Origin of the sequence: Enterobacter sp. TMH.L2, from assembly GCF_050847315.1 — a bacterium.
Taxonomy (GTDB): Bacteria; Pseudomonadota; Gammaproteobacteria; order Enterobacterales; family Enterobacteriaceae; genus Cedecea.
On the sequence record NZ_CP193791.1, the window covers coordinates 4554770 to 4576451 of the forward strand.

The window sequence follows — 21682 nt, forward strand, 5'->3', positions numbered from 1 at the left end:
TTTCTTCATTTGAAATGGAGGGCTTATGCCCTCCATTTTTTTATCTAAACTGGCAACCAAATAATGAGCGATTCGCAACCTACAAGTGTCACCCAGGCCTGGCTGGAAAGCCTTCGCCCACGCACGCTACCTCTGGCGTTTGCTTCAATCGTCTGCGGTTCGGCCCTGACTTACTGGCAAGGTGTCTTTGACCCGGCTGTGGCGCTGCTGGCGCTGCTGACCGCCGGACTTTTGCAGATCCTGTCTAACCTCGCCAATGACTATGGCGACGCGGTCAAAGGCAGCGACAAAGAAGACCGTCTCGGGCCACTACGCGGGATGCAAAAAGGAATGATTACTCAGGCGCAGATGAAACGTGCGCTAGTCATCACCGTCATCCTCATTTGTTTGTCGGGTCTGTCGCTGGTCGCTCTTGCCTGCCATACCTTCTCCGATTTCATGGGCTTCTTGCTACTTGGGCTGCTGTCTATCGTCGCCGCCATTACCTACACCGTCGGCACCCGTCCTTATGGCTACATGGGGCTGGGAGATATCTCAGTGCTGGTGTTCTTCGGCTGGATTAGCGTGGCGGGTACCTGGTATCTGCAGGCTAATTCGCTGGCGGCGCTGGTGATTCTGCCGGCCACGGCCTGTGGGTTACTCGCCACCGCAGTGCTGAATATCAATAACCTGCGTGATATCGATAGCGATCGTGAGAACGGTAAAAATACCCTTGCTGTACGTCTTGGGCCCATTGTTGCACGCCGCTATCATGCCGCTCTGCTCATCGGGGCTTTGGCCTGTCTCGCCCTGTTTAACCTTATCTGGCTCAAGAGCCTGTGGGGATGGTTATTTGTTCTGGCCGCGCCGCTGCTGCTCAAGCAGGTTACCTACGTCATGCGGGAGCAAGATCCCGTGGCGATGCGTCCGATGCTGGAACGCACCGTCAAAGCCGCGTTGCTGACGAATCTGCTGTTTGCTCTGGGCGTCGTCCTCAGTACCGTGGCGTGATGACTGACAAATATCAATTAACAATTGATGATTTTGCCAACAGTTAACAGAACGCGATATACTGACAACTCCTGCAGCAAATGAACCTTAATCCTATGAAATACGATACTTCTGAGCTTTGTGACATCTACCAGGAAGAGGTCAACGTCGTTGAGCCGTTGTTCTCCAACTTTGGTGGCCGCTCGTCATTTGGTGGGCAAATCATCACGGTGAAATGTTTCGAGGACAACGGGTTGCTGTACGATCTGCTCGAAGAGAATGGCCGTGGGCGAGTCCTGCTGGTAGACGGCGGTGGTTCAGTACGCCGCGCGCTGATTGATGCGGAACTGGCTCGTCTTGCGCTGCAAAACGAGTGGGAAGGCATTGTGGTTTACGGCGCGGTGCGCCAGGTGGATGACCTGGAAGAGCTGGACATTGGCATCCAGGCGATTGCCGCCATCCCGGCTGGCTCCGCGGGAGAAGGCATCGGCGAAAGCGATGTGCGCGTCAATTTTGGTGGCGTGACCTTCTTCTCAGGCGACCATCTGTATGCCGATAACACCGGCATCATTCTCTCCGAAGATCCGCTGGATATTGAGTAATCCGGTCGATGAATTGCAAAACGGGCGCCTCAGGCGCCCGTTTTTTTTGTCGGAAGCAGGAATTACACTTCTTCCATTTTGCCCAGCAGCGCGTGTAAACGCTCCTGCCAGACATGCTGTTGTTCTTTCAGGCTGCTGTTTTCACGCACCAGCTCTTCATGGTTGCTTTGCGCCTGCTGAACTTCCTGAGCCAGACCGTTATTTTTCTCTTTCAGCTCTTCGATTTCCATCTGTAACAACGTAATCGTGTCAACCGCCTGCTGAACTTTTGCTTCCAGTTTCTCAAACACTTCAAATGACATTTCGAACTCTCCTGAATGGCAAGGCGTTGATGGATGGCTATCCTCGTCCCGATTCTACGGCGACGCCTTTATGAACGTATGCACAACACGTAGCGTAACTCGATTGTAAGTAGCCCGGATGCCCGTGTCCAGCGGCTTACCGCGCTCTTTGCGTAACATGACGTTTTTCAGCCTATGCTGAAAGCCAGGGTTCACGGTCGATTCGAATTGTTAAAAAACACGTTAACAAAACGCGTAATTCCCCCTTCTTTCCCATGAGGCACCGCTCATTTTTTAGCGCGAAAACGCTCATTTTCTTGACGCACCACGCACATTTTAAGTTCGATATTTCTCGTTTGTGCTCGTTAACGATAAATTAACACCATGCCTACATGGCATAAAGGTGACAAGGATGCTCGACAACAATAATCATCAATTTGCCTTCAGGACCCCACTATGAGTCAGACCGCTACAACAACCTTAAAAGGCCAGTGCATCGCCGAATTCATGGGTACCGCGTTGTTGATCTTCTTCGGTGTGGGATGTGTTGCTGCATTGAAAGTGGCCGGTGCCACGTTCGGGCAGTGGGAAATCAGCATCATCTGGGGCTTAGGGGTGGCAATGGCCATCTATATGACCGCAGGTGTTTCCGGCGCACATCTTAACCCGGCAGTAACGATCGCACTCTGGCTGTTCGCTTGTTTTGACGGACGCAAAGTCGTGCCGTTTATTATTTCACAGTTCCTTGGCGCATTCTGCGCCGCCGCGTTGGTTTATGGCTTATATTACAATCTGTTCCTCGACTACGAACAAACGCACCATATGGTGCGCGGCAGCGTAGAAAGCCTGGATTTGGCGGGCATCTTCTCCACCTATCCGAACCCACACATTAACTTCGTCCAGGCATTCGCCGTAGAAATGGTGATCACTGCCATTCTGATGGGCGTCATTCTGGCGCTGACCGATGATGGCAACGGCGTGCCGCGTGGCCCACTGGCTCCGCTGCTGATTGGCCTGCTGATTGCGGTGATCGGCGCGTCCATGGGACCACTGACCGGGTTTGCGATGAACCCAGCGCGTGACCTTGGGCCGAAGACCTTTGCGTGGCTGGCTGGCTGGGGCGACGTCGCCTTCACCGGTGGGAAAGATATTCCTTACTTCCTGGTGCCGCTGTTTGCGCCTATTCTCGGCGCTTCCCTCGGCGCATTCGGCTACCGTAAATTGATTGGTCGCCACCTGCCATGCGACGTCTGCGTTGTCGAAGAAGACAAGCCGGACAGCAAGGTGACCTCTCAGCAAAAAGCACTGTAATACTGACTTCAGGACTTGATTATGACTACAGAAAAAAAGTACATCGTCGCTCTCGACCAGGGAACAACCAGCTCGCGTGCCGTCGTCCTGGATCATGACGCCAACATCATTAGCGTTGCACAGCGTGAATTTGAGCAAATCTATCCTAAGCCAGGCTGGGTAGAGCATGACCCGATGGAAATCTGGGCCACCCAAAGCTCCACGCTGGTAGAAGTGCTGGCGAAAGCCGACATCAACTCCGACGAAATCGCGGCCATCGGCATCACCAACCAGCGTGAAACCACAGTAGTTTGGGAGCGCGAAACCGGTAAGCCAATTTACAACGCTATCGTCTGGCAGTGCCGCCGTACCGCTGATATCTGTGAAGAGTTGAAGCGCAACGGCATGGAAGAATACGTGCGTCACAACACCGGCCTCGTGGTGGACCCGTACTTCTCCGGCACTAAAGTTAAATGGATCCTCGACCACGTCGAAGGCTCCCGCGAGCGTGCTCGCCGTGGTGAACTGCTGTTCGGTACCGTGGATACCTGGCTCATCTGGAAGATGACTCAGGGGCGTGTACACGTCACCGACTACACCAACGCTTCTCGTACCATGCTGTTTAACATCCACGAACTTGACTGGGATGACCGCATGCTGGAAGCGCTGGATATTCCTCGCGCTATGCTGCCGGAAGTGCGCAAGTCTTCCGAAGTCTATGGCCAGACCAACATCGGCGGTAAGGGCGGCACGCGTATTCCTATTGCCGGGATCGCAGGTGACCAACAGGCCGCGCTGTTTGGCCAGCTGTGCGTGAAAGAAGGGATGGCGAAGAACACCTACGGAACCGGCTGCTTTATGCTGATGAACACCGGTGAGAAAGCCGTGGCCTCCACCAATGGCCTGCTGACGACTATCGCCTGCGGCCCGAAAGGTGAAGTGAACTACGCGCTGGAAGGCGCCGTATTCATGGCGGGGGCATCCATTCAGTGGCTGCGTGACGAAATGAAGCTGATTGGCGATGCGTTCGACTCCGAGTACTTCGCCAACAAGGTGAAGGATACCAACGGCGTCTACGTTGTGCCTGCGTTCACTGGCCTCGGCGCACCTTACTGGGACCCGTATGCACGTGGGGCTATTTTCGGCCTGACCCGCGGCGTGAACTCTAACCACATCATTCGCGCCACTCTGGAATCAATCGCCTACCAGACCCGTGACGTGCTGGAAGCAATGCAGGCAGACTCAGGTATTCGTCTGCACGCGCTGCGCGTGGACGGCGGTGCGGTAGCCAACAACTTCCTGATGCAGTTCCAGTCCGACATTCTGGGTACCCGTGTTGAGCGTCCTGAAGTTCGCGAAGTCACTGCGTTGGGTGCGGCTTACCTGGCCGGTCTGGCCGTGGGCTTCTGGCAGAACCTCGATGAGCTGCAGGAGAAATCCGTCATCGAGAAAGAGTTCCGCCCTGGTATCGAAACCACCGAGCGTAATTACCGCTACGCCGGCTGGCAGAAGGCGGTTAAACGCGCCCTTGCCTGGGAAGATCACGAAGAGAAATAATCCCTACAAGGCCCCTGAAAAGGGGCCTTTCAGTCTCTGTCTTTCCCGCCCCTTTTCTCGCCTGTGCTAAACTCCCCGGCAATTCTGTTTGCTAAATGAGTCTGCTATGAAACGAGAACTTGCCATCGAATTTTCCCGCGTGACCGAAGCCGCCGCCCTTGCTGGCTACAAATGGCTTGGCCGCGGCGATAAAAATGTCGCCGACGGCGCAGCGGTAAACGCCATGCGTATCGTCCTTAACCAGATCAATATCGACGGTGAGATCGTCATTGGCGAAGGCGAAATTGACGAAGCGCCGATGCTCTACATTGGTGAAAAAGTCGGGACAGGGAAAGGCGACGCGGTAGATATTGCCGTTGACCCCATCGAAGGTACGCGCATGACGGCGATGGGCCAGGCCAACGCTCTGGCTGTGCTCGCGGTGGGAGATAAAGGCACGTTCCTCAATGCGCCCGATATGTATATGGAAAAACTGATTGTTGGGCCTGGAGCCAAAGGCGTCATCGACCTTAATCTCAGCCTCGAGGATAATCTTCGCCGCATCGCCGCTGCGCTGGAAAAACCGCTTAGCGAATTGACCGTAACCATTCTGGCCAAGCCACGTCACGACGAAACGATCAAAGAGATGCAAAAGCTTGGCGTGCGCGTGTTCGCTATTCCCGATGGCGACGTAGCGGCTTCTATTTTGACCTGCATGCCGGACAGCGAAGTGGATGTCCTCTACGGCATCGGCGGTGCGCCGGAAGGTGTCGTTTCAGCGGCAGTGATCCGTGCGCTGGACGGCGACATGCAGGGCCGCCTGCTGGCTCGCCACCACGTAAAAGGCGACAGTGAAGAAAACCGCCGCATCGGCGAACAGGAACTGGCGCGCTGCAAAGCAATGGGCATTGAGGCTGAACGCGTGCTGAAGCTCGATGAAATGGCGCGTAACGACAACGTTATTTTCTCCGCAACAGGCATCACCAAAGGTGATCTGCTGGAAGGGATCACCCGTAAAGGCAATATGGCCACCACGGAGACGCTGCTGATTCGCGGTAAATCCCGCACGATCCGCCGCATTCAGTCTATTCATTATCTCGATCGTAAAGATACCGAGGTACAGAAGCATATTCTGTAACGTTTCTCGTTTGTTGGTTCGAGCTTTCCGGCTCGTTTGGGCTGGAAATGCTGCCACATTCTGGTGAAGATAGGTAAAAAGCAACGACGGGAGTACAACATGGCGGAGTGGGTTACAGGTAAAGTTACCAGAGTTCAAAACTGGACGGATTCTCTCTTCAGCCTGACGGTTCATGCGCCGGTGCATGCGTTTACCGCCGGGCAATTTACCAAGCTTGGGCTGGAAATTGACGGCGAACGCGTACAGCGCGCCTACTCCTACGTGAATGCCCCCAGTAATCCCGATCTCGAGTTCTATCTGGTCACCGTTCCCGAAGGGAAACTCAGCCCACGTCTGCATGCGCTCAAGCCTGGCGATGAAGTGCAGCTGGTAAGCGAAGCCGCCGGGTTCTTTGTGCTGGAAGAAATTCCTGAGTGCAAAACACTCTGGATGCTGGCGACCGGCACCGCGCTGGGGCCTTATCTTTCAATCCTGCAGGAAGGCAAAGACCTTGAACGTTTTGAGAATATCGTGCTGCTCCATGCGGTCCGCTATGCCAATGATTTAAGCTATCTGCCGCTGATGCTTGAACTACAAGAACGCTACCAGGGCAAACTGCGTATTCAAACCGTTGTCAGCCGCGAAACGGTCGCCGGTTCGCTCACCGGGCGTGTTCCGGCGCTGATAGAAAGCGGTGAGCTGGAGGCCGCCGTTGGTTTACCGATGGATATTGAAACCAGCCATGTGATGCTATGCGGTAACCCGCAAATGGTGCGTGACACGCAACAGCTATTGAAAGATACCCGGCAGATGGCCAAACATCTGCGCCGCAGGCCTGGCCACATGACCGCCGAGCATTACTGGTAAATCAGCGGAATTTAACTTCGCTGGTCTCTTTCCCGAAACGGTTTTCACCCTGGGTGCCAACAAAAGCGCCCAGGTCCATCAGCACCATGACGAAAATCAGCGTGGGGATAAAACGCCCCAATCCCCACTGCCACAGGGTGCCAAAGGTTTCCCAGTTTCCCGCCACCAGCAGCCAGGCAGGAATAAAGAGCAACGCCCACCAGCCTTTTTTATCTCTGTCATGCAGGCGCTTCACAATCACCGCCGCCGTCGGAATCAACGAGCCGGTGAGGAAGAAACCCGCCGTGGAATACGGCATGATTTCGGCCCCGGCCAGGGTAAACAGAATAATCAGCCCGACTATCCACGCGCCGATCCAAATCCAAAAATCGCGGCGTCCAATACGCCCTTTAAAAGAGAACAACCATTGCTGTATGGTCATGGGTAAGGTCCTTATTATTTTATCGCGGCGTAGTGTACCCTGGTCACCGCCCGTTTTGACAAGCCAACGGATTGCCGATTTAATCGGGATGATGAACCCATCAGGAGAAGTGTGTCGATGAAATACCTGCTGCCTGCCCTCGTGCTGCTGGTGCTGCCTTTGGCGGTGAGCCGGGCAGATCCTGCGTCAGACGCAGTTTCTCAGCTTCCGGCGGCGCCTTATCTGCTGCCCGGCGCACCCACTTTCGATCTGACCATTACCCAGTTTCGTGGCAAATTTGATATTGATAATCCGTCGCTGCCGCTGAACGAATTTCGCGCCGTGGAGAAGAGCCGCGACAAAGCCAATCTGACCCGCGCCGCTACCAAGATCAACGAAAACCTTTATGCTTCTGTGGCACTGGAACTCGGCACCCTAAAAATTAAGTCGATGCAGATAACCTGGCTCCCCATTCAGGGGCCGGAGCAAAAAGCCGCCCGTGGCAAAGCGCTGGAATACATGGCTGCGATCATCCGCAGCTTCACGCCAACGCTTTCCAAAGCGCAAAGCCAGCAGAAGCTGACCAAACTACTCAGCGACGGCAAAAATAAACGCTATTTCGCGCAGAACGACGGTGCTATTCGCTATGTCGTGGCAGATAGCGGCGAAAAGGGGCTAACTTTCGCCGTTGAACCGATTAAGCTAACGCTATCTGAGACGCTAAACAGCGGCGAATAAATGACAAAAAGCAAAGCCTTTCGCCCGCCGACTCTCTATACTGTTTCACAGACCAAGCTGCCCGACGGGCAGTGATTCTTTTTATTGCTTACCGCGTGGAGAATTAAAATGCGACATCCTTTAGTGATGGGTAACTGGAAACTGAACGGCAGCAAACACATGGTTAACGAGCTTGTTGCTAACCTGCGTAAAGAGCTGTCTGGCGTGGAAGGCTGCGGCGTGGCTATCGCCCCACCAACCATGTACCTGGACCTGGCGAAACACGCTGCTTCCGGTAGCCACATCATTCTTGGCGCGCAGAACGTAGACGTTAACCTGTCCGGCGCGTTTACCGGTGAAGTTTCTGCAGAGATGCTGAAAGATATCGGTGCTAAATACATCATCATCGGTCACTCTGAGCGTCGTACCTATCACGCTGAGTCTGATGAGTTCATCGCTAAGAAATTCGCCGTGCTGAAAGCAGCAGGCCTGGTGCCAGTTCTGTGCATCGGTGAAAGCGAAGCTGAAAACGAAGCGGGCAAAACCGAAGAAGTTTGTGCACGCCAGATCGACGCCGTGCTGAAAACTCAGGGCGCAGCAGCATTCGAAGGTGCGGTAATCGCTTACGAACCAATCTGGGCTATCGGTACCGGTAAATCTGCAACCCCAGCTCAGGCTCAGGCGGTACACAAATTTATCCGTGACCACATTGCTAAAGCTGACGCGAAAGTGGCTGAGCAAGTGATCATCCAGTACGGCGGCTCCGTTAATGATAAAAACGCAGCAGAGCTGTTTGCTCAGCCAGACATTGACGGCGCGCTTGTTGGCGGTGCATCCCTGAAAGCTGACGCTTTCGCGGTTATCGTTAAAGCAGCAGCTGAAGCGAAAAAAGCGTAATCACGCCAATAATATTGATGAACGGCTCCGCTTGCGGAGCCGTTTTTTTAGAGTTTGTGCAGCAGTTGGAACCAGCCATAGTCCAGCGGCAGCAAAATCGAAAACGTCACCACGGCCAGCGCCAGGCAAAGCTTCATCCCTTCCCTTGCCGGGACTTTTCCCAACCCCATCGCCACCACAATCGGCGACGCCATATACGGCAGAAGCGGCGTTGAGTAACCCAGCACCTGAATCATAATCACCGACAAAAGTGGAAAATCGGTCGCCTGTGAGAAGCTTTCGGCAAAAGTGGTATAGAGCGCGGGAACGCCGTTCGCAGTGACGATGAAGTTGAGCAGGCTGGTGATACCGGTTAGCGCGGCAAAGCTGGTGAACGGCCTGCTGGCATCCAGGGGCATAATCGCCATTAGCTTCTCACCCACAAGTGCCCCAAGACCGATATGCGTCACAGTCGTGGCCAGCGCCAAAATGCCCGCCACATAGAAGCAGGTACGCACATTCACACCGCTGGCAAACTCCTCGCCGGAGATAAACCCCACTCGCGGTAACAGCGTCATACAGGCGGCAATCAGCCCTATCCATGCAGGACCAATGCCGTGCCAGCTTTCCGTCACCCACAACCCGAGCACAACGACCAGCAGCCACGCTAGCCGTTTTTCTTCAGGGCTCATCGGCCCTGGACTCTCAATTTGCTTTGGCGGCTGCGGTTTGCCAGGAAATAGCCAGGCAATCAGGCCTATCAGCACTAATCCTTTCAGAATGCCAAGCACCGGCGTGTGCAGCAGCAAATAAGGCAGATAGTTAAGATGCAGGCCATAAGACCCTTCCGCCGCTCCGCTCATCACCAGATTCGGCACATTCGCCGGTAAAATCGTCGCCGAGAGCTGGAAAGTGCCAAACCCCACGGCCAGCGCCAGACCGTACCAGGCGCGGGTGCCGTCGCCGATGGACGCTCTTTTCGCCATCGCCGCAACAATCGGCATCAACAGGGCAATGCGCCCCATATTTGAAGGCATAACAAATGCCAGCGCATAGCTTAGAAGCACGACGCTGCCGACCATATGTAGCCAGGAGTCGGTCAACCGGGCGGACAGCGCCCGCGCAACTCGATCGGCCAAACCCGTTTTGCGAATCGCAATCCCCAGCACAAAACCGCTGAACACCAGCCAGAAGGCCGACGAGGCAAAACCACTAAAAATCACCTCGGCCGGGGCTATCTTTGCCACCATCGCCGCGGCAAAAAATAACAGTGCAGTCAGGTATTCCGGGAGGGCAGAAGTGGCCCAAAGGACGATGGTGATAAGGATAATAATGCCGGGCAGGATCAGAGGGTCCGATAACCAGAGCGACATACCTGTCTCCTGTAGAGTTTTTCAGCACTCTACGGGAAGATATTCTGCGAGTAAATGTCAGACCGTGGAAACAAAAATGGCCCCGCAGGGCCATTTAACGTTAACGCTTGCTGATTTGGTCGAAACTGCCGCCGTTGGAGAAGTGATCCTGCTGTGCTTTTGCCCAGCCGCCAAACTCTTCATCTATCGTGTAGAGCTTCAGTTTCGGGAATTCTTTTTCGTATTTCTTCGCGACTTCAGGATCGCGCGGACGATAGTAATTCTTCGCCGCAATCTCCTGACCTTCAGGTGAGTAGAGATACTTCAGGTATGCTTCTGCCACGGCCTGAGTCCCTTTCTTCTCAACAACCTTGTCCACAACGGACACTGTCGGTTCCGCAAGAATAGATTCGCTCGGGGTCACAATCTCAAATTTGTCTTTGCCCAATTCATTGGTAGCCAGTAACGCCTCGTTTTCCCACGCAATCAGCACATCACCAATGCCGCGCTCAACAAAGGTGTTGGTCGAACCACGGGCACCGGAGTCCAACACCTCTACGTTTTTGAATAAGGCTTTAACGAAGTCCTGTGCTTTCGCCTGATCGTTATTGTTATGGTGCAGCGCATAACCCCACGCCGCTAAATAGTTCCAACGCGCGCCGCCGGAGCTTTTCGGGTTTGGCGTGATGACAGACACACCCGGTTTGATCAGGTCGTTCCAGTCATGAATTTGTTTAGGGTTGCCTTTGCGCACCAGGAATACGATGGTGGATGTATATGGCGCAGAGTTGTCTGGCAGGCGCTTGATCCAGTTTTTATCAATGCGCCCGCGCTCGGCGATGGCATCAACGTCATAGGCCAGCGCCAGGGTTACGACGTCGGCTTCAATGCCATTAATGACCGACGTTGCCTGCTTCCCGGATCCGCCGTGTGACTGGCGCACGGTGACCGTATCACCGGTTTGCTGCTTCCAGTGAGCACTGAACGCTTTGTTGTATTCTTCATACAGTTCACGAGTCGGATCGTAAGACACGTTGAGTAACTGAATATCCTTCGCCAGTACGCCACCAGAAGCCAAAAGTAATGTTAAACCCACGCCCCACTTGTTCATCGCACGCTCTCTTTATGAAGTTTGATGCGACCAGCCTGCCAGAAACTATTTCAAGGATTAAAGAATAAAAAAAGATTGGCTATAACTTTTGGCGATATAACAGGCAATAAAAAACCGGGACATGCCCGGTTTTTACTGACAGCAATCTGGATTAATACAGCTTTTTAGCGCAATCCAGCCAGTCACCTTTGAACGGACGCTTCATGTTTTCAATCGCGTCGATGATGTCATGGTGAACCAGTTTTTCGTTCTGAATACCGACGCAGCGGCCGCCAAAGCCCTGTAGCAGCAGCTCGATGGAGTAAGCCCCCATACGGGATGCCAGAATACGGTCATACGCTACCGGGGAACCACCGCGCTGGATGTGGCCCAGAACGGTAGCACGGGTTTCGCGTTTGGTTTCGGTTTCGATGTATTTAGCCAGTTCATCAACATCGCAAATGTGCTCGGTAATAGCCACAATGGCGTGTTTCTTACCTTTCGCAATCCCGGCTTTGATTTCTGCCACCAGATCTTCACGGCTGAATTCAACTTCCGGCAGCACCACAAACTCACAGCCGCCGGCGATAGCCGCAGCCAGGGTCAGGTCGCCGCAGTAACGCCCCATCACTTCAACGATGGAGATACGCTGGTGTGAAGAGGAGGTATCGCGCAGGCGGTCAATCGCTTCAACCACGGTTTCCAGCGCAGTGAAGTAACCGATGGTGTAATCGGTACCTTTAATATCGTTATCGATGGTGCCCGGCAGGCCGATGCAAGGGAAGCCCATTTCGGTCAGGCGCATCGCCCCCATGTAAGAACCGTCGCCGCCAATAACCACCAGCGCATCAATGCCGCGTTTTTTCAGGTTTTCGATAGCCACGGCGCGAATGTTTTCATCGCGGAACTCAGGGAAGCGAGCGGAGCCGAGGAATGTACCGCCACGGTTGATCATGTCGGACACGCTGTAGCGGTCCAGCTGCACCATGCGATCTTCGTACAGACCCAGGTAGCCATCATAGACACCCATGACTTCCAAACCTTCTGACAGCGCTGCACGCACCACACCGCGGATAGCCGCGTTCATGCCCGGCGCATCACCGCCACTCGTCAACACACCAATTTTTTTGATCATGACTACCTCTGAACTTTGAAAGCAAAATTAATCCTGTTGCCGGAAAACGCTGCGGGCAATCCGAAGCTTCGACGCTGCCCAAATAGTATAACAACGGCTTCCAGCTGAATTGATTCAGGTCAGGCCAAATGGCGGTACATTATGCAAAAACTGCCAGTCAGCGCCAACTTTCCAACGTAAAACTAAAGCTCGAAATGCCCCTGCCGTCCCGTCGGAACAACAGAGCAAGGATCCTGGTGGATAATCACATCCGATCCTGGGAAACGCTGCAGAATCGCCTGCTCCACCTGTTCAGCCACAACATGCGCCTGAACCAGCGGTAAATTATCTTCCATCTCAATATGAAGCTGTATAAAGCGGGTCGGCCCTGACTGCCGCGTTCGGAGATCGTGAGCCCCTCTGACACCGGGCCACGCGTTCACGATATCAATAATAGCCTGACGTTCCTCGTCTGGTAACGCCCGATCAAGCAGCGATTGCACGGCTTCATAACCCATTCGCAGCGCGCTATACAAAATGTACACGCCAATACCCAAAGCAAACAGCGAATCAGCACGATGCCAACCGTACCAGGAAAGGGCCAGCGCAATAAGAATTGCGCCATTCATCATAACATCAGACTGATAATGAAGCATATCGGCCCGGACGGCCTGGCTTTGTGTTTTTCGTACCACCCAGCGCTGGAAGGTCACCAAAACTAAGGTGCTTATCAGTGCCACAATCGTCACCGCCACGCCAATACCAGGATCTTTCATCGGTGAAGGGTCAGCCAGATGCTGAATACCGGTTAAAAACAGGAACAGGGCCGAGCCTGAGATGAACATGCTTTGTGCGAGAGCGGCCAGCGATTCCGCTTTACCGTGACCGAATGTATGTTCTTCGTCTGCAGGCTGGAGTGAATAACGCACCACAAGCAAGTTCGTCAATGAAGCTGCGATATCGACCAGTGAGTCCACCAGCGCCGCCAGAATACTGACCGAGCCGGTATACCACCAGGCGAAAATTTTTATTAACAGTAGCAACGACGCCATGACGGTCGCCGCGATTGCAGCCCGGCTAACCAGCTGCCCATATTGTTGATTCATGGGGGCTCCCGCAGGTGAATGCCGGTAGTATAGCGGATCAGGCCTGAGCGTCAGGCAAAAAAAACCCGCCTGGTGAGGCGGGGAAGACAGGGATGGTGTCTATGGCAAGGAAAACAGGGTTTGTTACTGGTTACTACGGGTACTGCTGCTACTCATTGCCTGCAGCGAAACACCCTGCTGCAGTTCCGACAGTTCACGGAGATGGTCCATGCGCTGCTGGTGTTTCTCATTTAAAGCGGCTTGCTGTTCCGGACTGAGTAAGTGGTACATTTGGTTGCGTACTTTTGCCATCTCGACCTGGCGGGCAACCTGTTCTTGTGCCATTTTTTCAGCCTGAGCTTTCACTGCCACTTCATCAAATTTATCGGCGGTGATCAGACGATGCATGATCTCCATTTCGCTAACATTAACGGGTGGGCTATCATGCCTTGCCCGGTGCATAAGATCTCGCATCTGTTGGCGCTGTTGCTCAGTCAAACTTATGCCGTCAAACATGTGGTTCTGAGCGTTGTTTCGTTTTGCCAGATTATCGCTTTGTGGCCAGTTAACGCCGGTCGGCAAATCATCGGCCGAGCTGGCTAAAGAGATAAATGCCAGTGTTGAGGCCATGACGACAGCGGTAACATTGCGCATCACTTGCTCCCGAAATCTGTGTGTGCTGCGATTCAACGAGAGCCAGTCTACGATTCCCGCTGCAAACTAGCGTCAGGGGGTGTAAAACAACGTAAAGTCATGGATTAGCGCGCCTTGATGACGTAATTTCTGCCTCGGAGGTAATTTCACAATGAATAAAATCCTGTTAGTTGATGATGACCGAGAGCTGACTTCCCTGCTAAAGGAATTGCTCGACATGGAAGGTTTTGACGTGATTGTTGCTCACGATGGTGAGCAAGCGTTGACGCTTCTGGACGACAGCATCGACCTGTTATTGCTTGACGTAATGATGCCCAAGAAAAACGGTATTGATACGTTGAAAGAACTTCGCCAGACACACCAGACACCCGTCATTATGCTTACCGCTCGCGGTAGCGAACTTGACCGTGTACTCGGCCTTGAGCTGGGTGCCGATGACTACTTACCAAAACCCTTTAACGATCGTGAGCTGGTCGCCCGTATTCGCGCCATCCTGCGTCGTTCACACTGGAGCGAGCAGCAACAAAACAGCGACAGCAGTTCACCGACGGTAGAAGTCGATGGGCTGAGCCTCAATCCAGGCCGCCAGGAAGCGAGTTTCGACGGACAAGCGCTGGACTTAACCGGCACAGAGTTTACGCTGCTGTATCTCCTCGCTCAGCATCTGGGCCAGGTGGTTTCTCGTGAACATCTGAGCCAGGAAGTATTGGGTAAACGCTTAACACCGTTCGACCGCGCCATAGACATGCATATTTCCAACTTGCGTCGTAAATTGCCGGATCGCAAAGACGGTCATCCGTGGTTTAAAACCTTACGTGGTCGCGGCTATCTGATGGTTTCCGCTTCATGATAAGTAGCCTTACCGCGCGCATTTTTGCCATCTTCTGGCTGACATTGGCTCTGGTACTGATGTTAGTTTTGATGCTGCCGAAGCTGGATTCACGCCAGATGACCGAGCTGATGGAAAATGAGCAACGTCAGGGCTACATGATTGAGCAACACGTCGAAGCTGAACTGGCAACCGATCCACCGAATGATTTGATGTGGTGGCGGCGTCTGTTCCGTGCCATCGACAAATGGGCACCTCCAGGCCAGCGTTTGCTGCTGGTCACCAGCGAAGGGCGCGTTATTGGCGCCCAACGCAACGAAATGCAGATCATCCGTAACTTTATCGGCCAGTCCGATAACGCCGATCACCCCCAGAAAAAGAAATATGGTCGAGTTGAGCTAGTTGGCCCATTTTCGGTGCGAGATGGTGAAGATAACTACCAACTTTACCTGATTCGCCCGGCCAGCAGCTCTCAATCTGACTTTATCAACCTGCTGTTCGACCGGCCTTTACTACTGCTAATTGTCACCATGCTGGTAAGTTCTCCGCTGTTACTTTGGCTGGCCTGGAGCCTTGCGAAACCTGCCCGCAAGCTCAAGAATGCAGCAGATGAAGTCGCCCAGGGCAACCTACGCCAGCATCCAGAACTCGAGGCTGGGCCACAGGAATTCCAGGCCGCGGGCGCGAGCTTCAACCAAATGGTGACTGCGTTGGAGCGAATGATGACGGCGCAGCAGAGGTTGTTGTCGGATATCTCCCATGAACTCCGCACGCCGCTGACCCGCCTGCAGCTTGGAACCGCGCTACTGCGTCGCCGCAGCGGTGAGAGCAAAGAGTTGGGGCGCATAGAAACAGAAGCCCAGCGTCTGGACGGCATGATTAATGACCTGCTGGTGATGTCGCGCAATCAGCAAAAAAATGCGCTGGTCAGCGAAACAATGAAAGCGAACCAAATCTGGGCAGAAATGCTGGATAACGCTGCGTTTGAAGCAGAGCAAATGGGTAAGTCGTTGGAAGTCACCTACCCGCCGGGTCCGTGGCTGATGTACGGTAACCCAAATGCCCTGGAAAGTGCGCTGGAGAATATTGTTCGCAATGCTCTGCGTTACTCGCACACCAAGATAGCTGTGAATTTCTCCGTCGATAATCAGGGCATTACCGTCACCGTTGACGATGACGGCCCGGGCGTCAGTCCGGAAGACAGAGAGCAGATTTTCCGTCCGTTTTATCGTACGGATGAAGCGCGCGATCGCGAGTCGGGGGGGACAGGTCTCGGTCTGGCTATCGTGGAAACCGCCGTGCAGCAGCATCGTGGCTGGGTAAAAGCTGACGACAGCCCGCTGGGCGGCCTGCGCCTGACGCTCTGGCTGCCGCTTTATCACCGCTGACAAACAGGATAAACATTCGCAATACCAGGCTCTACGGAGCCTGTTTTCATTTCTGCTCAGGCGCTATTTTGCTATTCTGCGCCCCTAGTTGATGGGGGTTGTATGTTAAATATCGTTTTGTTTGAGCCAGAAATTCCGCCCAATACCGGGAACATTATCCGCCTGTGCGCCAACACTGGTTTCCGCCTGCACATCATCGAGCCAATGGGCTTTCCCTGGGATGATAAACGCCTGCGTCGCGCCGGGCTGGATTATCACGAATTTACGACAGTGCTGCGCCATCGCGACTATAACGCCTTTCTGGAAGCCGAAAACCCTCAGCGCCTGTTTGCATTAACAACCAAAGGAACACCCGCCCACAGTGCTGTGAGCTATCAGGCTGGGGATTATTTGATGTTTGGCCCGGAAACTCGCGGGCTACCCGCTGAGATACTGAACGCCATGCCGCCAGAACAAAAGATTCGCATTCCCATGATGCCGGACAGCCGCAGCATGAACCTCTCTAACTCGGTGTCCGTGGTGGTCTATGAGGCCTGGCGCCAGCTAGGGTATCAGGGCGCTGTTCTCAGAAGCTAAATGCCGTCGCCGTATTCAAAGCCTGCGCCGTTGAAGTGCTGATCCATATCTATCGCTGGCTTGTCACTTCCCGGCGTACCCACGATTCGCGCCGGCACGCCAGCTGCCGTTGTATGCGGCGGAACAGGCTGCAGCACGACGGAGCCTGCGCCAATTTTTGCGCCGGTTCCGACCTCAATATTGCCGAGGATCTTGGCACCCGCACCAATCATTACGCCTTCGCGGATTTTCGGATGGCGATCGCCACTGGTTTTACCGGTACCGCCCAGCGTGACTGATTGCAGAATAGACACATCGTTTTCGACGACCGCAGTCTCACCAATGACAATCCCGGTGGCATGGTCAAGCATAATCCCGCACCCAATTTTTGCCGCAGGGTGAATATCAACCTGGAAAGAGACGGAGACCTGGTTCTGCAAGAAGATAGCCAGCGCCTGTCGCCCCTGCAGCCAAAGCCAATGGCCAATGCGATACGCCTGCAGCGCATGGAAGCCTTTAAGATAAAGCAGCGGCGTTGAATACTTGTCTACCGCGGGGTCACGCGTACGCACCGCCTGGATGTCGCAAGCGGCAGAGGCAATCATCTGCGGATCGGCAGCGTAGGCCTCTTCAACCACTTCGCGAATGGCAATGGCCGGCATAATCGGCGAAGCCAGCTTATTGGCCAACATGTAGCTGAGCGCGTTTCCAAGATTATCGTGCTTGAGGAGCGTCGCATGATAAAAACTGGCCAACATGGGTTCACAATCCGCAAGCGCTCGCGCTTCGGCTTTAATATTGCTCCACACCAAATCCAGTTCTTCAGACGACATTGCTCTCTCCAGACAGAAAAACAACGCCCGACACCAGGGTCGGGACGTTTCAGTTATTGCGGTGTATTAGGCGATCCTTCATTTGCCGCTTCGTTCATCCTTACGAGTACGACCAAGCAACGTTAATGCTGCCTCGCGCGCATTTTTTCCGCAATACAATACCTGATAAATTTCCTCGGTTATTGGCATTTCGACGCCTACCCGAGCCGCCAGCTCGCGAACTTCTTTGGTATTGCGATAGCCTTCAACCACCTGGCCAATCTTTTGCTGTGCTCCATCTACATCCATTCCTTGACCGAGCATCATGCCAAAGCGACGGTTGCGAGACTGGTTGTCGGTACAGGTCAGTACCAGATCGCCCAAGCCGGCCATGCCCATAAAGGTTTCCGGCGAAGCACCGAGCGCGCTGCCAAGGCGAGTCATCTCCGCGAGACCACGAGTGATAAGCGCAGTACGCGCATTGGCGCCAAACCCGATGCCGTCCGACATCCCTGCGCCAATAGCGATAACGTTTTTAACCGCACCGCCAAGCTGAACGCCGATGAAATCAGGATTGCTGTAGACACGGAAGCTTTTACCGCAGTGCAGAAGATGTTGGAGGTCATCCGCAAACTGGTCATCGGTTGCCGCAAGCGCAATCGCCGTCGGTAAACCTGCTGCCAGCTCTTTCGCGAATGTTGGGCCAGAAATGACGGCCAGGGGAACATCATCCCCCAGCGCCTCTCGGGCAACATCCTGCAGTAGACGACCCGTTTCAGCTTCCAGCCCTTTTGTCGCCCACACAATACGTGCATCCGGGCGCATCAGCGGCTTGATTTGGCGCAACACTTGCCCAAACACATGGCTCGGTACAACCACCAGAATATTACGGCTGGCGGCCAACGCTACGGCTAAATCACTCTCAAGATGTAAAGTGTCGGGAAAAGGGACATCGGGCAGGAAAGCCGCATTGCAGCGATCGGCCTGCAGCGTGGCAATATGTTTGGCATCATGACCCCACAACACAACGTGGTGGCCATTTCTCGCAAGGGTGATTGCGAGAGCGGTGCCGTAAGAGCCGGCACCGATAACAGTCATTGAAGCATTAAGGCTGTTCATCAGGCATCCTGATGGTTTTCAGCACCTTCGCCAGCTTGCTGCTGCAGATAGTTCATGAACAACGCATCGAAGTTAACCGGTGCAAGGTTCAGCTGCGGGAAAGTGCCGCGAGAAACCAGGCTAGTGATACATTCACGCGCATATGGGAACAGAATGTTCGGGCAGTATGCGCCCAGGCAATGCGCCAGCTGCGTGCCTTCGATACCGTCAACGGAGAAGATACCCGCCTGCTGAACTTCACACAGGAAAGCGGTGTCTTCACCCAGCGTAGCGGTCACGGTTACGCGCAGCACAACTTCATAAACATTTTCAGCCAGTTGGCTGGATGCAGTATCCAGATCCAGTTTTACTTCCGGCTGCCAGTCTTTCTGGAAAACGTGCGGTGCGTTAGGTGCTTCGAAAGAGACATCCTTGGTGTAAACACGCTGAATCTGGAAACCCATTTCTGTATTGTTTTGTTCTGACATTGTTAACCCTTAAATTTAAACGTCCTTACTCTGCGATACACGGCAGACAAACCGCACTAGCTCAGCAGGGGATCGAGTCCACCACGCGCATCCAGTGCGTACAAGTCATCGCAACCGCCAATGTGCTGTGCGTCAATAAAAATCTGCGGTACCGTGGTGCGACCACTGCGTTTGATCATCTCTTCCCGCTTAGCGGCATCACCATCAATAGGTAATTCCTGAAACGCCACGCCTTTTTCGTTCAGCAGGGCTTTTGCACGGTGGCAAAAAGGACAAGTCGCTTTGGTATAGATCTCAATATTCGCCATGGTTTACCTCAGTTTTCCAGATTATTTACCGCGAACCAGCGGCAGGTTTTCCCCGCTCCAGCCGGCAATACCTTCTTTTAGCAGCGCAACATGCTCAAAACCAGCCTTGTGCAACAAAGCCGCTGATTCTTGTGAAGAAACACCGTTAGCGCATACCACAATAATGGGCTTCGCTTTATGTTTTTCAAGTTCACCCAAGTTGCCGTTTTTGATTTCAGTTGGCAGCACGTTCAGTGAATTTGCAATGTGGCCTTTACGGAAGTCGTCACGCTGGCGCACATCAACCACCACCGCATCTTCTTTGTTAATTAAGCGAGTGGCTTCACCACGAGTGATCACTTTAACTTTAGAGGCCAGGCCTTTAAAGGTCATGAAAAGTACCGCGGCCAGCAGGCCAACCCACGCCAGACTAAGTATGGGGTGGCGACCAACGAATTGCATAATTTCTTGCATGGGGGGTAATAACTCCCGACTAAGTAATGATGAGAAAACCAGGTGGGGAGTATACCTTCGCGTTGTGGCAATTACAGCCAGTCTGAATAATGTTATGTGGATTCTGCGGGCTGTTACGGAAAAAAAGAACCAGACTGATGAAATCCGATCGCCATCCAACCTCTTTCTTTGATCTTCCGCGGCTATTCGCCCGGATCGGCTGTAGTAAAATTACGCAAATTTTGTCTTAGACTCAGAGGTTGTTGCAATGTCGGTTACTAAAAAACCTATGGTCCTGGTCATTCTCGATGGCTATGGCCACCGCGAAGAGCAGCAGGATAACGCGATTCTTAATGCTAAAACGCCGGTGATGGATAGCCTGTGGGCCCAGCGCCTGCATACCCTGATCAACGCATCAGGCCTGGAAGTCGGCCTGCCAGACGGGCAAATGGGTAACTCCGAAGTGGGCCACGTCAACCTCGGTGCCGGCCGCATCGTCTACCAGGATCTGACTCGCCTGGACGTTGAAATTAAAGAACGTGCTTTCTTTGCTAATCCGGTCCTGACCGGTGCGGTAGACAAAGCCGTTGCCGCCGGTAAAGCGGTACATATCATGGGTCTGGTTTCTCCCGGTGGCGTTCACAGCCATGAAGACCATATTCTGGCGATGATCGAGCTGGCGGCCGAGCGAGGCGCTGAAGCTATTTATCTGCATGCTTTCCTTGATGGCCGTGACACGCCGCCACGCAGCGCAGAGTCTTCCCTGAAGAAATTTGCCGACAAGTTCGCTGAGCTGGGCAAAGGCCGCGTTGCCACCCTGATTGGCCGTTACTACGCTATGGACCGCGACAACCGCTGGGATCGCGTTGAGCTGGCTTACGACCTGATGACTCAGGCCAAAGGGGAATTCCAGGCAGACAATGCGGTTGCTGGTCTGGAAGCCGCTTACGCTCGTGACGAAAACGATGAATTCGTTAAGCCAACCGTGATTCGCGCCGCAGGTGAAGCCGAATCTGCTATGAACGACGGCGATGCATTAATCTTCATGAACTTCCGTGCTGACCGTGCCCGCCAGATCACTCGCGCCTTTGTTAACGGCGATTTCGACGGCTTCAGCCGCAAAAAAGTGGTGCAGTTTGGCGACTTCGTGATGCTGACTGAATATGCCGCAGACATTAAAACGGCCTGCGCTTACCCACCAGCGTCACTGACCAATACTTTCGGTGAGTGGATGGCGAAACACAATAAAACTCAGTTACGCATCTCCGAAACCGAGAAATACGCTCACGTGACCTTCTTCTACAACGGCGGCGTTGAAGAGCCGTTCGCGGGTGAAGATCGCGTCCTGGTGAATTCTCCGAAAGTGGCGACCTACGATTTGCAGCCTGAAATGAGCTCTGCTGAACTGACCGATAAGCTGCTGAGTGCCATCAACAGCGGCAAGTACGACACCATCATCTGCAACTACCCGAACGGTGACATGGTTGGCCACACCGGCGTCTATGATGCTGCGATTTCCGCCGTTGAAGCCCTCGACAACTGTGTCGCTCAGGTGGTTAAAGCCGTTGAGGCCGTTGGCGGTCAGCTGTTGATCACTGCAGATCACGGTAACGCTGAGCAAATGCGCGACCCGGCTACCGGCCAGGCCCATACCGCGCACACCAGCCTGCCGGTTCCGCTGATCTACGTGGGTGAAAAAAACCTGAAAGCTGTCGCTGGCGGCAAGCTTTCGGACATCGCGCCAACCATGTTGAGCCTGATGGGAATGGAAATCCCGCACGAGATGACTGGCAAGCCGCTGTTCATCGTGGAATAATCCCTC

At 53.8% G+C, this 21682-nt stretch carries 24 protein-coding genes; 12 read left to right on the forward strand and 12 right to left on the reverse strand.

Going from position 1 to position 21682, the window contains the following annotated elements; all coding sequences use genetic code 11:
* Positions 1–63 precede the first annotated feature (63 nt).
* Both menA and rraA read left to right on the forward strand, forming a co-directional pair.
* Positions 64–990 carry a 1,4-dihydroxy-2-naphthoate polyprenyltransferase gene (menA, locus tag ACREYP_RS21800; RefSeq protein ID WP_336819366.1) on the forward strand — a complete coding sequence of 309 codons (927 nt, stop codon included), beginning with the start codon at positions 64–66 and terminating at the stop codon, positions 988–990.
* 95 nt (positions 991–1085) lie between these two features.
* The gene (rraA, locus tag ACREYP_RS21805; RefSeq protein WP_008457535.1) at positions 1086–1571 is read left to right on the forward strand and encodes a ribonuclease E activity regulator RraA; all 486 of its coding nucleotides are present in this window, start codon (positions 1086–1088) and stop codon (positions 1569–1571) included.
* A gap of 62 nt (positions 1572–1633) precedes the next feature.
* Here rraA and zapB read toward each other — a convergent pair whose 3' ends face one another.
* The gene (zapB, locus tag ACREYP_RS21810) at positions 1634–1873 is read right to left on the reverse strand and encodes a septal ring assembly protein ZapB (protein ID WP_008457532.1); all 240 of its coding nucleotides are present in this window, start codon (positions 1871–1873) and stop codon (positions 1634–1636) included.
* 435 nt (positions 1874–2308) lie between these two features.
* Here zapB and ACREYP_RS21815 point away from each other — a divergent pair, with 435 nt between their 5' ends.
* The 4 genes from ACREYP_RS21815 (at position 2309) to fpr (ending at position 6662) form a co-directional block, all read left to right on the forward strand.
* Entirely contained in the window at positions 2309–3163 is an 855-nt protein-coding gene (locus ACREYP_RS21815; protein ID WP_008457530.1) for an MIP/aquaporin family protein, read from the forward strand.
* A gap of 21 nt (positions 3164–3184) precedes the next feature.
* The gene (glpK, locus tag ACREYP_RS21820; protein WP_008457520.1) at positions 3185–4699 is read left to right on the forward strand and encodes a glycerol kinase GlpK; all 1515 of its coding nucleotides are present in this window, start codon (positions 3185–3187) and stop codon (positions 4697–4699) included.
* 106 nt (positions 4700–4805) lie between these two features.
* Complete coding sequence (gene glpX, locus ACREYP_RS21825) at positions 4806–5816, forward strand: class II fructose-bisphosphatase (RefSeq protein ID WP_008457517.1); 1011 nt, start codon at positions 4806–4808, stop codon at positions 5814–5816.
* A gap of 99 nt (positions 5817–5915) precedes the next feature.
* The gene (fpr, locus tag ACREYP_RS21830) at positions 5916–6662 is read left to right on the forward strand and encodes a ferredoxin--NADP(+) reductase (protein WP_008457514.1); all 747 of its coding nucleotides are present in this window, start codon (positions 5916–5918) and stop codon (positions 6660–6662) included.
* Between the two features lies 1 nt (position 6663).
* Here the strand turns inward: fpr and ACREYP_RS21835 are convergent, their stop codons facing one another.
* Positions 6664–7083 carry a DUF805 domain-containing protein gene (locus ACREYP_RS21835; RefSeq protein ID WP_008457512.1) on the reverse strand — a complete coding sequence of 140 codons (420 nt, stop codon included), beginning with the start codon at positions 7081–7083 and terminating at the stop codon, positions 6664–6666.
* A gap of 117 nt (positions 7084–7200) precedes the next feature.
* Here ACREYP_RS21835 and ACREYP_RS21840 point away from each other — a divergent pair, with 117 nt between their 5' ends.
* On the forward strand, positions 7201–7800 hold the full coding sequence (locus ACREYP_RS21840; RefSeq protein WP_336819425.1) for a DUF1454 family protein: 600 nt from the start codon (positions 7201–7203) through the stop codon (positions 7798–7800).
* A gap of 108 nt (positions 7801–7908) precedes the next feature.
* Complete coding sequence (gene tpiA / locus ACREYP_RS21845; protein WP_008457509.1) at positions 7909–8676, forward strand: triose-phosphate isomerase; 768 nt, start codon at positions 7909–7911, stop codon at positions 8674–8676.
* A gap of 47 nt (positions 8677–8723) precedes the next feature.
* Here tpiA and ACREYP_RS21850 read toward each other — a convergent pair whose 3' ends face one another.
* The 5 genes from ACREYP_RS21850 to cpxP all read right to left on the reverse strand — a co-directional run bounded on the left by ACREYP_RS21850 (position 8724) and on the right by cpxP (position 13950).
* Positions 8724–10028, reverse strand: a complete 1305-nt coding sequence (locus tag ACREYP_RS21850; RefSeq protein ID WP_008457505.1) for an SLC13 family permease — start codon at positions 10026–10028, stop codon at positions 8724–8726.
* 100 nt (positions 10029–10128) lie between these two features.
* Positions 10129–11118 carry a sulfate ABC transporter substrate-binding protein gene (locus tag ACREYP_RS21855; RefSeq protein WP_008457502.1) on the reverse strand — a complete coding sequence of 330 codons (990 nt, stop codon included), beginning with the start codon at positions 11116–11118 and terminating at the stop codon, positions 10129–10131.
* Positions 11119–11269: 151 nt separating this feature from the next.
* Positions 11270–12232: a 6-phosphofructokinase gene (gene pfkA, locus ACREYP_RS21860; protein WP_008457500.1), complete on the reverse strand. Its 963-nt coding sequence runs from the start codon at positions 12230–12232 to the stop codon at positions 11270–11272.
* A 182-nt stretch (positions 12233–12414) separates the two neighbouring features.
* Positions 12415–13317, reverse strand: a complete 903-nt coding sequence (fieF, locus tag ACREYP_RS21865) for a CDF family cation-efflux transporter FieF (RefSeq protein ID WP_008457498.1) — start codon at positions 13315–13317, stop codon at positions 12415–12417.
* A 123-nt stretch (positions 13318–13440) separates the two neighbouring features.
* Positions 13441–13950 (reverse strand): cell-envelope stress modulator CpxP, encoded by a 510-nt coding sequence (gene cpxP, locus ACREYP_RS21870; RefSeq protein ID WP_008457489.1) that lies wholly within the window; start codon positions 13948–13950, stop codon positions 13441–13443.
* A 151-nt stretch (positions 13951–14101) separates the two neighbouring features.
* On the opposite strand from cpxP, the gene cpxR reads away from it, so the two are divergent.
* The 3 genes from cpxR to trmL all read left to right on the forward strand — a co-directional run bounded on the left by cpxR (position 14102) and on the right by trmL (position 16743).
* Positions 14102–14800: an envelope stress response regulator transcription factor CpxR gene (gene cpxR, locus ACREYP_RS21875; protein WP_008457487.1), complete on the forward strand. Its 699-nt coding sequence runs from the start codon at positions 14102–14104 to the stop codon at positions 14798–14800.
* Entirely contained in the window at positions 14797–16167 is a 1371-nt protein-coding gene (gene cpxA, locus ACREYP_RS21880; RefSeq protein ID WP_008457485.1) for an envelope stress sensor histidine kinase CpxA, read from the forward strand. The genes cpxR and cpxA overlap by 4 nt, the downstream gene beginning before the upstream one ends.
* Positions 16168–16269: 102 nt before the next feature.
* Positions 16270–16743 (forward strand): tRNA (uridine(34)/cytosine(34)/5-carboxymethylaminomethyluridine(34)-2'-O)-methyltransferase TrmL, encoded by a 474-nt coding sequence (trmL, locus tag ACREYP_RS21885; RefSeq protein WP_008457484.1) that lies wholly within the window; start codon positions 16270–16272, stop codon positions 16741–16743.
* Here the strand turns inward: trmL and cysE are convergent.
* From cysE to ACREYP_RS21910, 5 genes are all read right to left on the reverse strand, one after another.
* Positions 16740–17555, reverse strand: a complete 816-nt coding sequence (gene cysE, locus ACREYP_RS21890) for a serine O-acetyltransferase (RefSeq protein ID WP_008457483.1) — start codon at positions 17553–17555, stop codon at positions 16740–16742. The genes trmL and cysE overlap by 4 nt on opposite strands.
* A 78-nt stretch (positions 17556–17633) precedes the next feature.
* Positions 17634–18653 carry an NAD(P)H-dependent glycerol-3-phosphate dehydrogenase gene (gpsA, locus tag ACREYP_RS21895; protein ID WP_312745750.1) on the reverse strand — a complete coding sequence of 340 codons (1020 nt, stop codon included), beginning with the start codon at positions 18651–18653 and terminating at the stop codon, positions 17634–17636.
* On the reverse strand, positions 18653–19120 hold the full coding sequence (gene secB, locus ACREYP_RS21900; protein ID WP_008457481.1) for a protein-export chaperone SecB: 468 nt from the start codon (positions 19118–19120) through the stop codon (positions 18653–18655). Before secB ends, gpsA begins: the two co-directional genes overlap by 1 nt.
* Positions 19121–19176: 56 nt before the next feature.
* Positions 19177–19428 (reverse strand): glutaredoxin 3, encoded by a 252-nt coding sequence (gene grxC / locus ACREYP_RS21905; protein ID WP_008457480.1) that lies wholly within the window; start codon positions 19426–19428, stop codon positions 19177–19179.
* Between the two features lie 21 nt (positions 19429–19449).
* Positions 19450–19881, reverse strand: coding sequence for a rhodanese-like domain-containing protein (locus ACREYP_RS21910; protein WP_336819405.1), 432 nt, complete (start codon positions 19879–19881; stop codon positions 19450–19452).
* A 247-nt stretch (positions 19882–20128) separates the two neighbouring features.
* Between ACREYP_RS21910 and gpmM the strand changes: the two genes are divergently transcribed.
* The gene (gene gpmM / locus ACREYP_RS21915; RefSeq protein WP_336819406.1) at positions 20129–21676 is read left to right on the forward strand and encodes a 2,3-bisphosphoglycerate-independent phosphoglycerate mutase; all 1548 of its coding nucleotides are present in this window, start codon (positions 20129–20131) and stop codon (positions 21674–21676) included.
* Positions 21677–21682: the final 6 nt, after the last annotated feature.

What these genes read in the sequence shown, in the direction of transcription:
- menA (WP_336819366.1), top strand. Translation starts at nt 64, where the DNA reads ATGAGCGATTCGCAACCTACAAGTGTCACCCAGGCCTGGCTGGAAAGC.
- rraA (WP_008457535.1), top strand. Translation starts at nt 1,086, where the DNA reads ATGAAATACGATACTTCTGAGCTTTGTGACATCTACCAGGAAGAGGTC.
- zapB (WP_008457532.1), bottom strand. Translation starts at nt 1,873, where the DNA reads ATGTCATTTGAAGTGTTTGAGAAACTGGAAGCAAAAGTTCAGCAGGCG.
- ACREYP_RS21815 (WP_008457530.1), top strand. Translation starts at nt 2,309, where the DNA reads ATGAGTCAGACCGCTACAACAACCTTAAAAGGCCAGTGCATCGCCGAA.
- glpK (WP_008457520.1), top strand. Translation starts at nt 3,185, where the DNA reads ATGACTACAGAAAAAAAGTACATCGTCGCTCTCGACCAGGGAACAACC.
- glpX (WP_008457517.1), top strand. Translation starts at nt 4,806, where the DNA reads ATGAAACGAGAACTTGCCATCGAATTTTCCCGCGTGACCGAAGCCGCC.
- fpr (WP_008457514.1), top strand. Translation starts at nt 5,916, where the DNA reads ATGGCGGAGTGGGTTACAGGTAAAGTTACCAGAGTTCAAAACTGGACG.
- ACREYP_RS21835 (WP_008457512.1), bottom strand. Translation starts at nt 7,083, where the DNA reads ATGACCATACAGCAATGGTTGTTCTCTTTTAAAGGGCGTATTGGACGC.
- ACREYP_RS21840 (WP_336819425.1), top strand. Translation starts at nt 7,201, where the DNA reads ATGAAATACCTGCTGCCTGCCCTCGTGCTGCTGGTGCTGCCTTTGGCG.
- tpiA (WP_008457509.1), top strand. Translation starts at nt 7,909, where the DNA reads ATGCGACATCCTTTAGTGATGGGTAACTGGAAACTGAACGGCAGCAAA.
- ACREYP_RS21850 (WP_008457505.1), bottom strand. Translation starts at nt 10,028, where the DNA reads ATGTCGCTCTGGTTATCGGACCCTCTGATCCTGCCCGGCATTATTATC.
- ACREYP_RS21855 (WP_008457502.1), bottom strand. Translation starts at nt 11,118, where the DNA reads ATGAACAAGTGGGGCGTGGGTTTAACATTACTTTTGGCTTCTGGTGGC.
- pfkA (WP_008457500.1), bottom strand. Translation starts at nt 12,232, where the DNA reads ATGATCAAAAAAATTGGTGTGTTGACGAGTGGCGGTGATGCGCCGGGC.
- fieF (WP_008457498.1), bottom strand. Translation starts at nt 13,317, where the DNA reads ATGAATCAACAATATGGGCAGCTGGTTAGCCGGGCTGCAATCGCGGCG.
- cpxP (WP_008457489.1), bottom strand. Translation starts at nt 13,950, where the DNA reads ATGCGCAATGTTACCGCTGTCGTCATGGCCTCAACACTGGCATTTATC.
- cpxR (WP_008457487.1), top strand. Translation starts at nt 14,102, where the DNA reads ATGAATAAAATCCTGTTAGTTGATGATGACCGAGAGCTGACTTCCCTG.
- cpxA (WP_008457485.1), top strand. Translation starts at nt 14,797, where the DNA reads ATGATAAGTAGCCTTACCGCGCGCATTTTTGCCATCTTCTGGCTGACA.
- trmL (WP_008457484.1), top strand. Translation starts at nt 16,270, where the DNA reads ATGTTAAATATCGTTTTGTTTGAGCCAGAAATTCCGCCCAATACCGGG.
- cysE (WP_008457483.1), bottom strand. Translation starts at nt 17,555, where the DNA reads ATGTCGTCTGAAGAACTGGATTTGGTGTGGAGCAATATTAAAGCCGAA.
- gpsA (WP_312745750.1), bottom strand. Translation starts at nt 18,653, where the DNA reads ATGAACAGCCTTAATGCTTCAATGACTGTTATCGGTGCCGGCTCTTAC.
- secB (WP_008457481.1), bottom strand. Translation starts at nt 19,120, where the DNA reads ATGTCAGAACAAAACAATACAGAAATGGGTTTCCAGATTCAGCGTGTT.
- grxC (WP_008457480.1), bottom strand. Translation starts at nt 19,428, where the DNA reads ATGGCGAATATTGAGATCTATACCAAAGCGACTTGTCCTTTTTGCCAC.
- ACREYP_RS21910 (WP_336819405.1), bottom strand. Translation starts at nt 19,881, where the DNA reads ATGCAAGAAATTATGCAATTCGTTGGTCGCCACCCCATACTTAGTCTG.
- gpmM (WP_336819406.1), top strand. Translation starts at nt 20,129, where the DNA reads ATGTCGGTTACTAAAAAACCTATGGTCCTGGTCATTCTCGATGGCTAT.